This window comes from Burkholderia sp. WAC0059 (genome assembly GCF_002870125.1).
In the GTDB taxonomy this organism is placed as follows: domain Bacteria; phylum Pseudomonadota; class Gammaproteobacteria; order Burkholderiales; family Burkholderiaceae; genus Paraburkholderia.
In genome coordinates, this window is sequence record NZ_PNEO01000032.1 from 1 (window position 1) to 15,016 (window position 15,016).

Annotated in this window: 11 protein-coding genes and 2 pseudogenes; 6 read left to right on the forward strand and 7 right to left on the reverse strand. The window is 69.2% G+C overall.

The genetic code is table 11. The annotated features are described in order from the left end of the window. Nucleotides 1-249, reverse strand: a pseudogene (locus tag CY652_RS22440) (sulfonate ABC transporter permease); the annotation flags it as partial. Nucleotides 250-1,584: 1,335 nt separating this feature from the next. Here CY652_RS22440 and CY652_RS22445 point away from each other — a divergent pair. Beyond that, nucleotides 1,585-3,096: a carbohydrate porin gene (locus tag CY652_RS22445; protein WP_102132942.1), complete on the forward strand. Its 1,512-nt coding sequence runs from the start codon at nucleotides 1,585-1,587 to the stop codon at nucleotides 3,094-3,096. An 88-nt stretch (nucleotides 3,097-3,184) separates the two neighbouring features. Here CY652_RS22445 and CY652_RS22450 read toward each other — a convergent pair whose 3' ends face one another. The 5 genes from CY652_RS22450 to CY652_RS22470 are packed head-to-tail and all read right to left on the reverse strand — an operon-like array spanning nucleotide 3,185 to nucleotide 8,201. After that, nucleotides 3,185-3,643, reverse strand: coding sequence for an acyl-CoA thioesterase (locus CY652_RS22450; protein WP_102132917.1), 459 nt, complete (start codon nucleotides 3,641-3,643; stop codon nucleotides 3,185-3,187). A gap of 14 nt (nucleotides 3,644-3,657) precedes the next feature. Continuing rightward, the gene (locus CY652_RS22455) at nucleotides 3,658-4,812 is read right to left on the reverse strand and encodes an iron-containing alcohol dehydrogenase (protein ID WP_102132918.1); all 1,155 of its coding nucleotides are present in this window, start codon (nucleotides 4,810-4,812) and stop codon (nucleotides 3,658-3,660) included. A gap of 25 nt (nucleotides 4,813-4,837) precedes the next feature. Further along, nucleotides 4,838-5,614 (reverse strand): short-chain dehydrogenase/reductase, encoded by a 777-nt coding sequence (locus CY652_RS22460; RefSeq protein WP_102132919.1) that lies wholly within the window; start codon nucleotides 5,612-5,614, stop codon nucleotides 4,838-4,840. Nucleotides 5,615-5,621: 7 nt separating this feature from the next. Continuing rightward, the gene (locus CY652_RS22465) at nucleotides 5,622-6,455 is read right to left on the reverse strand and encodes an alpha/beta fold hydrolase (protein ID WP_102132920.1); all 834 of its coding nucleotides are present in this window, start codon (nucleotides 6,453-6,455) and stop codon (nucleotides 5,622-5,624) included. A gap of 48 nt (nucleotides 6,456-6,503) precedes the next feature. Beyond that, nucleotides 6,504-8,201: an MFS transporter gene (locus tag CY652_RS22470; protein WP_102132921.1), complete on the reverse strand. Its 1,698-nt coding sequence runs from the start codon at nucleotides 8,199-8,201 to the stop codon at nucleotides 6,504-6,506. A gap of 195 nt (nucleotides 8,202-8,396) precedes the next feature. On the opposite strand from CY652_RS22470, the gene CY652_RS22475 reads away from it, so the two are divergent. The 5 genes and pseudogenes from CY652_RS22475 to CY652_RS24980 form a co-directional block, all read left to right on the forward strand. Continuing rightward, nucleotides 8,397-9,371, forward strand: a complete 975-nt coding sequence (locus CY652_RS22475) for a LysR substrate-binding domain-containing protein (protein WP_102132922.1) — start codon at nucleotides 8,397-8,399, stop codon at nucleotides 9,369-9,371. Nucleotides 9,372-9,548: 177 nt separating this feature from the next. Then, a complete protein-coding gene (locus tag CY652_RS22480; RefSeq protein ID WP_102132923.1) occupies nucleotides 9,549-10,919 on the forward strand; it encodes an MFS transporter in 1,371 nt (456 codons plus the stop codon). Between the two features lie 119 nt (nucleotides 10,920-11,038). Further along, nucleotides 11,039-12,280 carry a CaiB/BaiF CoA transferase family protein gene (locus CY652_RS22485; protein WP_102132924.1) on the forward strand — a complete coding sequence of 414 codons (1,242 nt, stop codon included), beginning with the start codon at nucleotides 11,039-11,041 and terminating at the stop codon, nucleotides 12,278-12,280. Nucleotides 12,281-12,343: 63 nt separating this feature from the next. Continuing rightward, nucleotides 12,344-13,153, forward strand: coding sequence for an enoyl-CoA hydratase-related protein (locus tag CY652_RS22490; RefSeq protein ID WP_102132925.1), 810 nt, complete (start codon nucleotides 12,344-12,346; stop codon nucleotides 13,151-13,153). 76 nt (nucleotides 13,154-13,229) lie between these two features. Beyond that, nucleotides 13,230-13,460 (forward strand): annotated as a pseudogene (locus tag CY652_RS24980) (hypothetical protein); the annotation flags it as partial. A 16-nt stretch (nucleotides 13,461-13,476) separates the two neighbouring features. Here CY652_RS24980 and CY652_RS22495 read toward each other — a convergent pair. Further along, nucleotides 13,477-14,940 carry an MFS transporter gene (locus CY652_RS22495; RefSeq protein ID WP_102132926.1) on the reverse strand — a complete coding sequence of 488 codons (1,464 nt, stop codon included), beginning with the start codon at nucleotides 14,938-14,940 and terminating at the stop codon, nucleotides 13,477-13,479. Nucleotides 14,941-15,016: the final 76 nt, after the last annotated feature.

Below are 15,016 nucleotides of genomic sequence, written 5' to 3' on the forward strand. Positions count from 1 at the left end.
GAGCGAGGCGAACATGGCCGCGAGCATGCGCAGGATGGTGCGCAGCGCGTACTCGGGGAGCATGGCCGGGTCCAGCGAGATGACCTGGGTCCGGAGCGTGGACATCGGCGCCATCGTCTGGTGAAACCCGATCGCGAACAGCGCAATCACGCAGATGATCAGCGGGAACGTCACAAAGTCCCACCCGTTGGGCAGCAGCCGCCACGCCGACGCGTTCGCCGTCCGGTTGAGGTTGAATCCGAATTCCATCAGCGGTCTCCCTGGCAAGAGCGGACGACGCCCGGCGCCGTCGTGTTTGTGTTGTACGCGGGGTCGCCTGCGGGGACGACCGGCCGATCTTCTATGTTGAAGTAAGCCATGACTGAACACGGATGGTTGGACTGACGAAGCGGCCCGGAAACCGTTCGGGCTTCGCGGCGTTCGGGCTTCGCGGGCATCCGGAAGCGCCCAACCTGCGATGGTCGCTTCCAGATGTGACACGAATTCGACTCGACGCGAGAAAACCCGCTTTTCCGGAGAAGACCGGAGCGGGGCAAAACGGCGAGTCGGACGGGCAGGCTTCTGGCCGGCTCCTTTTCGGCGCGGTTGACGCGCTGACCCGCATGGCCCGGGCGCGAAACGCCGGGGGCACGGGAAAACGCCGCCGTAAGCGCGCGCTTACGGCGCGAGGTCACGCGAAAAGCACGCGCGCGAACGCATGCGTTCCGGCGACGCCGACAACGGGTACGCAAAGGGTAGAGCGGGCAACTGCGGCGCGCACCGTCTTGCCTGCTGGCAGGACGGCGGCGAATGGAAGGGCGCTGACGTCCTGCCGCTCAGGCGGCGAAACAGGTTGAAGATCGACTACTGCAACTGTCCAAGGCGTCGGCCCCTTTTCGTAAAGTCGGGCGATTTTAAGCGGGCCTCGAAAGGGAAGTCAACGCGAAATTGCCTGGCATGGCAGAAAGAATGGGAAGCGACGGAGCATGAAAAACAGCTCTCTGGAAACGCCTGCCGATCCTTTCAATTGGCAAAAAAGAAAGGGTTATGAAAAGCATCGGCCTGCTCCGGAAACCCTCCTCGCCGGGACGCCCCATAAAATGAGAAGCAATCCGAATTGAAAGGAATGGAAGGCGAAAGGCACTGCGAAAATTTCGCGTTTTTTTTACTTGTGATTTTTCGCCTCGCCCGCATACAATGCGCCCGTCTCATCGAAAGGGGTCCCTCGTGGACGCATGTTCTGGTCGTGGAAGTCCGATGCCGGCGAACGCCGGCGACACCGCCGCGAGATAGCAGCCAGACATTTCAGGTCTTCGCCGCTAACTCGCACAAGTCGGGTTAGCGCGCCTCATCCCCGACCGGCCCGGCGCCGGTTCGTCCGTCGCACGCTTTCTCTGTTTTTACGTCCGATCGCCTGTCGCAACGTCGTCTCGCGAGGGGGCATCGCACGCTCGTCGTTTGGCCGTACCGACAATGCGCCGTCCGATTCCCGCATCGGAACGAGGGCTCATGCGGTTGCGTCACGGTCGCGTCAAGCAACGCATGCTCAATCCGGCATTGCGCCGGGCGTTTTCGTCACGATCCAGCGAGATCGACCTACTCGCCATGAAAAACAATCTGAAGAACAGACTGCTGATTGCCTGTGGCCCGCTCGGGCTCCTCATGCTGCTCGGGCCGGGCATGGTCCCGAACGCGTTCGCGCAAGCCTCGGGCGACGCCGCGAGCCTTGCGGCCACCGCGAACGTCGCGCCGGCGGCACCGCTTCCCGCAGCGGGCGCCACCGCTGCGTCTGCATCTGCCGCATCCGCGCCGGCGTCCACGGGTTTCTGGGACCGCTCGAACCTGCTCGGCGACATGGGTGGCCTGCGCACGTGGCTCGGCAACTACGGCGTGACGATCGGCCTGCAGGAAACGGGCGAATACCTGAGCAACCTGTCGGGCGGAACCAGGCGCGGCGGCGCCTACGACGGCCTGACCGAGTTTAGCCTCGGCGTCGATACGCAGAAGGCGTTCGGCCTGCCCGGCGGCACGTTCAACGTGTCGGGCCTGCAGATTCACGGCAGCAACCTGTCGGAGCAGAACCTCGATACGCTGCAAAGCGCGAGCGGCCTCGAGGCCGACGACGCGACGCGCCTCTGGGAACTCTGGTATCAGCAGTCGCTTCTGGGCGGCAAGGTCGACGTGAAGGTCGGCCAGCAGAGCCTCGACCAGGAGTTCATGGCGAGCCAGAACGCGGGGGTCTTCATGAACGCGACGTTCGGCTGGTCCGCGCTGCCGACCGTCGATTTGCCCGACGGCGGCCCGGCCTATCCGCTCTCGTCGCTCGGCGTGCGCCTGCGCGCCATGCCGAGCGACGCGATCACGGTGCTCGCCGGCGTCTTCGACGACAGTCCGGCCGGCAGCGGCGCGGGCGATCCGCAGCAGCTCGACCCGAGCGGCACGAACTTCAACCTGCATGACGGCGCGCTCGTCATCGGCGAAGTGCAGTACGCGATCAACCCGGCGCCGTCCGGCTCGTCCGGTCCGCAACCGACGGGCCTGCCCGGCACCTACAAGCTCGGGTTCTGGTACGACAGCGGCCGCTTCACCGACCCGGGCTTCGACAGCGCGGGCCAGTCGCTGGCGAATCCGGCCGGCACGGGCGTGCCCGGCACCTATCGCGGCGACTACAGCGTCTACGCCGTCGCCGACCAGATGGCGTGGCGCCCGTCGGCCGACAGTCCGCGCTCGATCAACCTGTTCGCGCGCCTGATGGGCGCGCCCGGCGATCGCAATCTCGTCGATCTGGGCATGAACGCCGGGGTGACGATGAAGGCGCCGTTCGCGGGACGAGACAACGACGTGGCCGGCCTCGCCGTGGGCTACGCGCAGATCGGCTCGCACGCGCAGGATCTGGCCAGCGCCGAAGCCGCCTACGACGTGCCCGGCTATCCGTCGCGCGGCGCCGAGACGGTGGTCGAAGCCACGTACCAGTATCAGATCACGCCGTGGTGGCAACTGCAGGGCGACGCGCAGTACGTGTTCCACCCGGGCGGCGGCCTGCCGGACCCGGACAATCCGGCCCGGCGCATCGGCAACGAACTCGTGCTCGGCGTGCGGACTAGCGTTGCGTTCTGACGTATCGACGTGGCCGGCGGATCGACGCGGGTCGCGTCGATTTTCCCGCGGTTGCCGCGCGTTTCGGGCGGCCCGGCGGGTTCGCCCTTTACCCTTCGGCGCCGGCGAGCGCAATGGTTCGCAATACCGCGCGCATCGGCTCGGGCACCTTCACGGGTCGCGTGCTGCGCCGGTCCACGTAGACGTGGACGAAGTGCCCGGCCGCGCAGACCGCCGGCTCGTCGTTGCGGAAGATGCCGAGCTCGTAGCGCACGCTCGAGCTGCCGATGCGCGCGACGCGCAGGCCTACCTGCAGCCGGTCCGGGAACGCGATCGGCGCGAAATACGAGCAGCCGCTCTCGACGACGAAGCCCACCGTCTCGCCGCCGTGGATGTCGAGCACGCCGCGCTCGATCAGGAACGCGTTGACCGCCGTGTCGAAGTAGCTGTAGTAGGTGACGTTGTTCACGTGCCCGTAGAGGTCGTTGTCCATCCAGCGCGTCGGGATTTCGGCGAGGTGCGGGAAGTCGGCGCGCGTCGCGTCGCGCGGGGTCGTCGGCTGGCTCATCGTCGTCGTCTTCGTCAGTAGGCTTCGCGGTACAGCGCGAGCGCGTCGTCGAGCGCGACCTCGCGCGGATTGTTGACGAGCAGGCGCTGTACGTTCATCGCGTCGCGCGCCAGCATCGGCAGGTCGTCCTGCGCCACGCCGGCCTCGCGCAGCGTCTGCGCGTACGGCATGGTTCGCACCGTCGCGCAGATCGCCTCGACGAACGCCTGAGCCGCTGCGTCCGGCGCGAGCCCGGCGGTTTCGGGCAGGATCGCCCGGCCCAGTTCAGCATAGAGCGGCGCGGCATCGCGCAGGTTGAAGCGCAGCGTCGGGCCGAGCATCAGCGAGTTGGTGAGGCCGTGCGGCAGATGATAGTGCCCGCCGAGCGGATAGGCGAGCGCGTGGACCGCGCCGACGGGCGCGTTCGCGAAGGCGATGCCGGCCATCAGCGAGCCGAGCAGCATCCGCTCGCGCACGGCCGGGTCCTTGCCGTCCGCGACGGCCGAACCGATGTTGCGATAGAGCAGTTGCAGCGCCTTCACGGCGAACGTGTCGGACAGCGGATTTTTCTTGAGGCGACTCGTGTACGCCTCGATGGCGTGGACCATCGCGTCCACGCCCGTCATTGCCGTCACGGCCGGCGGTAGGCCGAGCGTGAGCGTGCTGTCGAGCACGGCCGCGTCCGGGTACAGCAGCGGCGAAACGACCCCCTTCTTTTCGAGTCCCGGCGTGGTGACGATCGAGATCGGCGTGACCTCGGAGCCGGTGCCGGCCGTGGTCGGCACCTGGACCAGCGGCAACCGCGGACCTTTCGCGAGCCCGATGCCGTAGATCGCGTCGAGCGGCTGCGGCGTGCGCGCGAGCAGCGCGACGAGCTTGGCGGTGTCCATCGAGCTGCCGCCGCCGAGGCCGATCACGAACTCGGCACGGGCGGCGCGCGCGGCCTCGACGGCCTCGAGCACCTTGTGCTCGGGCGGGTCGGCCAGCACGTCGGGAAACACCGCGACGTCGAGGCCGGCCTGCTCGAGCGCGTTCACGACGCCGCCGGCGACGCCCGCGTCGAGCAGCCCGCGATCGGTGACGACGAACACGCGCTGCGCGCCGCGGCTTGCGACGAGTTCGTGCAGGCGGGCCGCGCCGCCTTGCTGGCAAAGAATCTTCGGGGTGGTTTCGAAGGCGAAGTCGCTCATGGGGAAGTCCTGTCGAATGGAGGGCTCAGTGAGAAGCGTAGAGCGCGCCGCCGTCCGCGTCGACGACGACGCCGCTCAGGTAGGACGCGCGCGGCGACGCGAGGAACACGACGAGGTCGGCGATTTCGTCGGCGCGCGTCGCGCGTCCGAACGGCAGGTGCGAGAGCATCTGCGGCCATTGCGACTCGTCGCCGAAGCGTTCCTTCGCACGCGCGCGCGCCAGCGTGACGAGCCGGTCGGTTTCGGTCGGGCCGGGATTCACGCCGAGCACGCGCACGCCGCGCGAATTCGAGTGCGCGCCGAGCGCCTCGGTGAAGCTGATCAGCGCCGCATTGGCCATCGAGCCGCACAGATAGTCGTAACGCGGCGCGGCGCCCGCAATGCCGATGACGTTGACGATGACGCCCGCGCCGCGCGCCATCATCGCGGGCAGGGCCGCGCGCGTGGTGTCGAGGTAGCCGTAGACCTTGAGCTCCCAGGCCGCGCGCCAGGTTTCGTCGTCGACGCGCTCGAGGCCGCCGCCCGGAATCGCGCCCGCGTTGTTGACGAGCACGTCGACGTTGCCGAGGCGCTCGCGCAGTTGCGCCACGGCGCCGCGTTGGCCGAGATCGACGCAGACGCCGTCCGCGCGTTCGCCGTGTTCGGCCGCGAGCGTTTGCAGGGCCGCCCCGACCGACTCGGGCCGGCTGCCCACGATGGTCACGCGACAGCCCTCGCGCAGGAAGGCCTGCGCGCACGCGAGGCCGATGCCGCGCGTGCCGCCCGTCACGAGGACGAGTCTGTCTTTCAGTTGCAGGTCCATGGTGCGCTCAGCGGTCGAGGCGACGGTCGACGTCGGCGATGAAGTCGAGCACGACGCGGTTGAACGCGTCGGGTTCCTCGAGATTGACGGCGTGCGTCGTGCGCGGCACGACCCAGAGCCGCGCGTCCGGCAGCGTGCGCTTCATGAAGAGCGCCGGTTCGAGGCAGGGCTCGTCGTCGTCGCCGGTCACGATTAGCGTCGGCACCGTCATGTGTCTGAGCCGGTCCTCGAGCGCGTAGATCGTCGGGCGGCGCAACTGGCAGCCGAGCGTCGTCAGCGACGAACCCAGCGCCGAGTGGCCCGCGAACTGCCGGTTGAATTCGTCGAAGCCGCGCGGGTCCTTTTCCCGGTAGCGGCGGCGGATCGCGCTGTTCGCGTAGTGGACGATGCCTTGCTCCATGCCGAGCGTGACGAGCCGGTCGGCGAGCTGGGCGCTGTCGCGCAGGAACGGCTCGCGCGTGGCCGGATCGGAGCCGTGGCCCGCGCCCGCCACGACGAGCGAGCGCACCATCTGCGGATACGCGAGGCCGAAGTTCAGCGTCGCGTAGCCGCCCATCGAGAGGCCGACGATGTGCGCGCGTTCGATGCCTTCGCTGCGCATCACGTTCGCGATGTCGTCGACGGCGTGCTGCTGGCTGTACTGCCCGACGTCCTGCGGCACGTCCGAGGGCGGATAGCCGCGCGCGTTGAACGTGACGCAGCGATACCGGCGGCCGAAGAAGCGCACCTGGTTTTCCCAGTTGCGATAGTCGCCCGCGAACTCGTGGACGAAGACGATGGGCACGCCTTCGCCCGTGGATTCGACATAGAGGTTGACGCCGTTCGACGAAGCGATGGACATGGTCGTGTGTTCCCGTGTGGCTCTTTGAATGCGAAGGGTTGAAGGGGCTCACGCCTCGGCGCGGCGTTCGGCCCGCGTCGAGTAGATGTTCGCGTTCCGGCTTTCGCGCACGCACACGAGGCAGATCACGAAGCAGGCCGCCGCGAGGACGACGGGATACCAGAGCCCCGAATAGAGGTTGCCGGTCGCGGCGGAGATCGCGAACGACGCGGCCGGCAGGAAGCCGCCGAACCAGCCGATGCCGATGTGATAGGGCAGCGACAGGGCCGTGTAGCGGATGCGCGATGGGAACAGCTCGACCAGCATCGCCGCGATCGGGCCGTAGGTCATGGTGCCGAACAGCATCAGCACGATCAGCACGAGCACCGTCATCGGCTTGTTGATGTGCGCGGGGTCGGCCGGGCCGACGGCGTAGCCGCCCGCCTTCAGCGCTTGACCGAGGGCGTCGTCGAGCTGCGCGGTCTTCGCGGCGGCCGCGGGGCCGGTGCCGTCGAACCCCGGAATCCGCACGCCGCCGACGTCGATCTGCGCCGTCGAGCCGGCCGGCAGCGGCTGGCTCACGTAGTTGAGGCCCGCGCGGGCGACGGCGCTGCGCACGACGTCGCACGACGTGGTGAAGCGCGCCGTGCCCACGGGGTTGAACTGGAAGTGGCAGGCGGCCGGATCGGCCATCACGACGATCGGCGCGCGCTGCTGCGCGCGTTCGAGGCCGGGGTTCGCGTAGTGCGTGAGCGCCTTGAAGAGCGGAAAGAAGAACAGCGCGGCGAGCAGACACCCGGCGAGAAACACGGGCTTGCGGCCGATGCGGTCGGACAGCTTGCCGAACAGCACGTAGAACGGCGTCGTGACGACGGTGGCGACGACGATGAGCAGGTTCGAGGTGCCGCCGTCCACCTTGAGCGTCTGGGTCAGGAAGAACATCGTGTAGAACTGGCTCGCGTACCAGACCACGGCCTGTCCCATCACGATGCCGAACAGCGCGAGCACGACGAGCCGCGCGTTGCGCCACTGGCCGAAGGCCTCGGCGAGCGGCGCGCGCGAGAGCGTGCCCTCGGCTTTCATCGCCGCGAATTCCGGCGATTCGCGCAGTTTGAGGCGGATGCGCAGCGAGACGAGCAGCAGCACGAGCGAGACGAGGAACGGCACGCGCCAGCCCCAGGCCGCGAACGCGGTCTCGCCGAGCAGGTCGCGCGTGGGCAGGATCACCGCGAGCGAGAGCAGCAGGCCGAGCGCGGCCGTGGCCTGGATCCACGCGGTTTTCTCGCCGCGCTCGCGGTTCGCCACGTGCTCGGCGACGTAGACCACGGCGCCGCCGTATTCGCCGCCGAGCGCGAGCCCCTGCAGCATCCGCATCGCGACGAACAGCACCGGCGCCGCCATGCCGATCTGCGCATAGCCGGGCAGCAACCCGACCACGAACGTGGAGAGGCCCATCACCGCGATCGTGACGACGAACGTGTACTTGCGCCCGACCACGTCGCCGACGTAGCCGAACACGAGCGCGCCGAACGGCCGGACCGCGAAGCCCGCGGCGAAGCTGAGCAGCGTGAAGACGAACGCCGCGGCCGGGTTGACGCCGGAGAAGAGGCTGCGGGAAATCTGCACGGCCAGCGAGCCGGCGAGGAAGAAGTCGTACCACTCGAACATCGTGCCGAGCGACGAGGCGAAGATGACGCGACGCTGGAGCCTGCCTTGCGTCGTCGTTTCGCCGGCCGCCGGCGCGAGAGGCTGCGCCGAGGTGTTCATCGTGTCTCCGTCGTGATTGTCGTAATTTGTCGCCGCGCCGCCCGGCCGTCTTGCGCGGCGGGCCGTCTTGTCGGCATGCGGCGGAGTATAGGTCCGGGGTTGATAGAATGAAAATATGGAAAACGTATAGGCCTATCGCATCGGCTTATCAATGAACGGCCGGCGTCTTCTCGCCGGCCCGCCCCGGAGCCCGGCATGGATTTCAGACAGCTCAGGTATTTCGTGCGGATCGCCGAACTCGGCAACATGACGCGCGCTTCCGAATCGCTGAGCATCGCGCAGCCCGCGCTCAGCCAGCAGATCGCCAATCTCGAGGCCGAACTCGGCACGCGCCTGTTCGACCGCAGCGTGCAGGGCGTGCGGCCCACGCAGTCGGGCGACGTGCTGTACCGGCATGCGAAGTCGCTGCTCCGGCAGTTCGACGACGTGCGTGCGGCCGTCTCGAGCGAGGCCGCGCATCCGAGCGGCCGGGCCTCGATCGGCATTCCGGGCAGCACGGGCAAGCTGCTCGCGACGCCGCTGCTGCGTTCGCTCTCGAACGCCGAGGGCATCCTGCTCGAGATCGTGGAGCGGCCGAGCGCCGAGCTCGTCGATCTCGTGGCGGGCGGCAAGCTCGACATCTCGATCGCCGTCGACGCGCAGCCGCGCCGCGGCGTCGCGATTGAGCCGATCCTGCTCGAGGAGCTTTACGTGGTGCTGCCGCCCGAGGATGCGCGCAACAAAAAGTCGTTGCGCGTGAAGGAGATCGCGCAGCATCCGCTGATCCTGCCGAGCGTGCCGAGCACGATCCGCCAGCGCGTCGAGGCGGCTTTCCTCGACGAGCATCTGAAGTACCGGCTCGTGAGCGAGGTGAGCGCGACCGACATGCTGATCCGGCTCGTCGCGGCCGGTCTCGGCTGGACGGTGCTGCCGTGGTCCGCGATCGCCGGCGAGGTGCAGCACGGCAGCGTGGCCGCGCTGCCCGTGACGGGGCGCTCGTTGCAGCGCGAGCTCGCGCTGTGCGTGTCCGACACGCTGCCGCTGAGCCGCGCGGCCGAGCTCGTGCGCGCCGCCGTGATCGAGATCTTCGACGACCTGCTGGCGTCGGGACAGTGGACCGGCGTGTCGACGATCGCGGCGCCGGGCCGGCCGGCGGCGGCCCTTGCCGCGCGTCGCCGGGCCGGTCGATGACGCCGGTCGATAAGAAATCGTTATCGACCGATCCATATTCCATATTTGTTCGCGCTGATCCGCGTTTCTATACTCGCGGCAATGCGTGAGACGGCGCCGCGCCGTCGGTTGTTCCGGGCGGGTTCCGGCCTGTCGTCTCGCGCATGACCAACATGACGACATGACAGGAGACACCCCATGCCACCCGATCGGCCGCCTGCCGGGGCCGCGCGCGAGTCCGCCTGCAGCAAGATTCTGTGGCGGCTCACGCCGGTGCTGTTCCTGAGCTACGTGTTCTGCTCGATGGACCGCTTCAACATCGCGTTCGCGCAACTGCAACTGCGCGAGGCGCTGCACTTCTCCGACGCGGCCTACGGGCTCGGCGCCAGCCTCTTCTTCGTCACCTACGTGATCTGCGAGATTCCGGCCAACCTCGTGTTGCGGCGCTGGGGCGCGCGGCGCACGTTCTGCTCGATCATGCTGGGCTGGGGCGTCTGCTCGGCGGCCATGCTGTTCGTGCGCACGCCGGGCCAGTTCTACGCGGGCCGCCTGCTGCTCGGCGCGCTCGAGGCCGGCTATTACCCCGGCGTCATCTACTTCCTGAGCACCTGGCTGCCGCTCGACCGGCGCAGCAAGGCCATCGCGATCTTCGCCTCGGGCATCGTCGTGGCGGGCGTCGTGGTCGGGCCGCTGTCGGGCTGGATCCTGAGCGCGCTCGACGGGCACGGCGGCCTCGCCGGCTGGCAATGGATCTTCCTGCTCGAAGGACTGCCGAGCTGCGTGATGGGGCTCGCGTGCTTCGTTTTCCTCTGCGACCGTCCGGGAGAGGCGAAGTGGCTCACGCGCGAGGAGCTGGGCGCGCTCGAGGCGGCGCATGCGCAGGACCGCGCCGTCACGCGCATGAAGCTCGGCGGCGAGACGGCCGGCTCGCTGCTGCGCGAACCGAAGGTCTACCTGTTCGGCCTCGTGTTCTTCTGCGCGACTTCCGGCATCTACGCGCTCAACTTCTGGGTGCCGACGATCATCCGGAGCTACGGCGTCGACAACGTGTTGCGCATCGGCCTCTATTCGGTCGTGCCCTGGGGTTCGGCCGCGATCGCGACGGTGCTGATCGCGCGTCACTCGGACCGCACCGGCGAGCGGCGCTGGCATTTCGCGGCGACCGCGTTCGCGGGCGCCGCCGGCCTCGCGCTCTCGACGATTCCGCATTTGCCGCTCGTCGCGGCGCTGCTGTTGCTGAGCGTCGGCGCCGTCGGCGTGTCGGCCACGCTGCCCGTGTTCTGGACGTTGCCAGGCGCATTCATCGCGCCGTCGCTCGTGGCGGGCGGCCTCGCATTCGTCAACAGCATCGGCGTCACCTCGGGCATCGTCTCGCCATACGTGCTCGGGCTCCTGAAACAGGCCACGGGCTCGCTGACGCCGGGCCTCTATTTTCTGGCGGTCGTGCTGTGCGGCGGCGGCCTCGTGCTGCTCGCGATCGTGCCGGCGCCCGCGCGTCTCGCGCGTGCCGCCGCGCTGGCCGATGCGCCGCGCGCCGAGCCGGGCGCGGCCGTTGCGGAGCGCCGTTAGCCCGGCCGGATTAGCGCGGCCGGATTGGTACGGCCGGGTCGGCGCGGCCGATTTTCGCGCCGCTCGATGCGCTCGCTTTCTCTTCCATCTTCTATCGACACGACTGCAGGAAAACCACGATGAATCGCATACCGGATGAAACCCATTTGCCCTTGCAGGGCGTCAAGGTGCTCGAACTTTCGCAGATCATGGCCGGCCCGACCTGCGGCCTGATGCTGGCCGACATGGGCGCCGAGGTCTACAAGGTCGAGAAATTCCCCGCGGGCGACGACTCGCGCAACTACCGGCGCCAGGGCGACACGGGCCTGCCGCCGTCGTTCATGATGCTCAACCGCGGCAAGCGGTCGATCGGCATCAACGTCAAGAGCGAGGCCGGCCGCGCGGCGCTCACGCGCATGATCGCGCAGGCGGACGTGCTGACCGAGAACTTCCGCCAGGGCGTGATGGAGCGGCTCGGCCTCGGCTACGAGGCGCTGCGCGAAGTGAATCCCGCGCTCATCTACTGCTCGATCACGGGCTACGGCCGCACCGGTCCGCTCGCGGGCAAGGGCGGCTTCGACCTGATCCTCCAGGCGTTCAGCGGCCTCATCAGCGTGACGGGGCCGGACGGCGGCGAGCCGGTCAAGCCCGGCATCTCGATCGCCGACGTGAACGCGGGCATTCTCGCCGCGCTCGGCATCCTCGCGGCCTACATCCACCGGCTTCGTACCGGGCGCGGGCAGCGCGTGGACACCTCGCTGCTGCAGGCGTCGATGCAGCAGCTCTACTGGTTCGCGGCCGGCTACTTCTCGAAGGGCATCGTGCCGAAGCCCGCGGGCACCGCGCATCCGCTCATCGCGCCGTATCAGGTCTATCGCTGCCGCGACGGACGGGTAGCGATCGGCGGCGCGAACCAGGCGAACTGGGAGCGCATCGCGGACGTGCTCGGCCATCCGGAATGGAAGACCGACCCGCGCTTCGACACGCCCGACCTGCGCCTCGCGAACCGCGTCGAACTCGCCGGGCTGATCGACGCGGTGCTCGGGGAGGACGACCTCGCGGTCTGGCTGCGCCGCTTCGACGACGCGGCGATCCCGGCCGGGCCGGTGCAGAATGTCGGGGAAGCGCTCGAGCACGAGCAGTCGCGCGCGGTCGGCATGGTCGTCGACGTCGAGGCGCCCGACGGCGGCCGCGCGCGCGCGCTGGGCCTGCCGGTGCTGTTCAACGGCCGCTCGCACACGGCGGCGGGCGCGCCGCCGCGCGTCGGCCAGCATAGCGTCGAGATCCTGCGCGAGTTCGGCTTCGCCGAGGCGGAGATCGATGCGCTGGTCGCGTCCGGCGCCGTCAGCCAGTACGGGGTCGACGCCGTCGCGGCATCGTGATTCGCTGATTCGTATGCGTGATTGGCCGCGCCGCCGCGCGCGATTTTCCGACGGGAAGAACCGATGAAATCCGATACCCTCGAAGCCGCTCCTGACCTGCATCCCGAACTGAAGCTCGACGTGAGCGACGGCGTCGCGACCGTGACGATCAACCGGCCGGGCAAGCGCAACGCGCTGACGCTCGCGTTGTGGCGCAATCTCGGCGCGACGGTGGCCGCGCTCGGCCGCCGCGCCGACGTGCGCGTGATCGTGATCACGGGGACCGGCGAGAGCTTCTGCGCGGGCGCCGACATCGCCGAATTCGCCGAGGTCCGTTCCACCGAGCGGCAGGTCGTCGAGTACGAGGCCGCGTTCGACGGCTGCTGCAACGCGATCGAGGCGGCCCCGAAGCCGACCCTCGCCGCGATCAACGGCTTTTGCATGGGCGGCGGCTGCAACGTGGCGATGGCCTGCGATTTCCGTTTCGCCGTGCCCGGCGCGCAGTTCGCGATTCCGGCCGCGCGGCTTTCGATCGTCTACGGTACGGCCGGCACGCGCCGGCTGCTTTCGCTCGTCGGCCTCGCCCACGCAAAGCGCATCCTCTACACGGCCGAACGCTTCGATGCCGCGACGGCGCTGCGCATGGGCTTCGTCGACGAGGTGGGCGACGATCTGTGGGCGGTCGTCGGGAGATTCTCGGCCGTGCTTCGGGACAACGCGCCGCTCTCGATCTCGGGCGCGAAGATGATCCTGAACGCACTCGCCGCCGGCACCGGCGCGTTGCGCGAGCACGACGTCGAGGAGGCCGTCCGGCGGGCCGCGCACAGCTTCGACTACGCGGAAGGGCGGGCCGCGTTCGTCGAGAAGCGGCGCCCGGCGTTTCGCGGCGAATGAGCGTAGATGAGCGTGAAGCAGGCCGTCGGCCGGACGCAAATGGGCGGTGGACGCCGGTTCGGGGCCGGCCGCCCCGTTGCGTTGCGTCCTTCGCGATTCCCGCGGACCGAAGCGGCACGATGAACCGAAAGATGCCGCCCTGCTGCGGAGGAAAGCCTTGATCGTCGGCGAATGGCAGGCGGCCGAAGACGGCGCCGCATTCGGCGTTCACAACCCCGCGACGGGCGAGCGGATCGCCTCGGTATCGCGCATGGTCGAGCGCGAGACGCGCCGCGCCATCGACGCGGCGAACGCGGCTTGGCCCGCGCGGCCGCGGCCGTTTCCTACGCCTGCGGATGCAGCTGGCGATGCAGCGGCCCGAGCGTCGCCGACAGCAGCACGCACGCGCAGAGGATGACCGCGAGCGCGTGCATCGAAGCCTTGAATCCGTGCACGTAATCGGCCGGCGCGGGATGCGCGCCGAGCGCGGAGAAGAAGAGGCCGCCGAGCGTGGCCGCGCCGACCGCCGCGCCGATCTGCAGGGTCGCGGTGACCATGCCCGAGGCGACGCCGGCGCGGGCCGGCTCCACCTCGGCCAGCACGATGCGCACGACCGAGGGCAGCACGAACCCCTGGCCCAGGCCCGTCGCGACGAGCCCCGCATAGAAGCCCCACTGCGGCGCGGTCGGGGCGGCTAGCGCCGCGGCCGTCCCGATGCCGGCGGCGAGCAGCGCGAAGCCGAGCGTCAGCACGCGGTAACTGCCGAAGCGGTGCGCGAGACGCGGCATCAGGAGCGGTCCCGCGAGGAAGCCGCCTCCGAACGGCAGGATGGCGAGGCCCGAGGCCAGCGGCGTCCAGTGCAGGCCGCCCTGCAGATAGATGCCGTAGCTCAGGAAGAACGCGCTCATCGTGTAGAACAGGAACGCGAGCGCGAGCCCCAGCGCCACGACCGGGTTGCGGAACAGGCGCAGGTCCAGCAGCGGATCGTGCCCGGCCAGGAGTCGTCGCCATTCCACCGCGAGCAGCAGCGCGAGCACGGGCAGCGAGCCGGCGAGACAGGCGAGAATCCAGGCCGGCCAGCCGTCTTCGCGCCCGCGCGTGAGCGGATAGACGAGCATCAGCAGAAACAGCGAGAGCAGCAGCGTGCCGGGCATGTCGATGCGCGCGCCGCGCGGCGGCCGGCTTTCGGGAATGAAGCGCCAACTGCCGAGGAGGGCCAGCGCGCCGATCGGCACGTTGACGAGAAAAATCGCGCGCCAGCCGAGCCCGAACGGATGCAGGGTGATGAGCACGCCGCCGCCGAGCTGGCCGACGACGGCCGCGAGTCCGAACACGAAGCCGTAGAAGCCCATCACGCGCACCTGCTCGTGCGGGGTGAAGACGCTGCGGATCGTGGCGAGTACCTGCGGGGCGAGGATCGCGGCGAACAGGCCCTGCAGCACGCGCCCGGCGACGAGCGTCGAGCCGCTCGTCGCAAGGCCGCACAGCGCCGACGCCAGCACGAAGCCCGCCATCCCCAGCATGAACATGCGCTTGCGGCCGTACAGGTCGCCGAGCCGGCCGCCCGTGATCTGGGTGACGGCGTTCGCGCACGCGTACGCCGAGATGACGAGCTCGAGTTGCGCCGGGGTGGCCGCGAGGCTTCCGTGGATTGCCGGCAGCGCAAGATTGACGATGAAGTAGTCGAGCGGCGGCAGGAGCGCGCCGACGAGCAGCACGACGAGGGCCCAGCCGTGGTGGCTGCGCGCGTCGTCGCCGGTTGCGGCGGGGCGCCCGGGGGCAGGGCGGGCGAGCGTGTCGTCGGTCATGAATGAGCGTGGCGTTGGGGGCGGGCCGGGCGCGGACGTTGCGCCGCGGAAAGCGGCGGGCCGCGTCCGTCGGGAA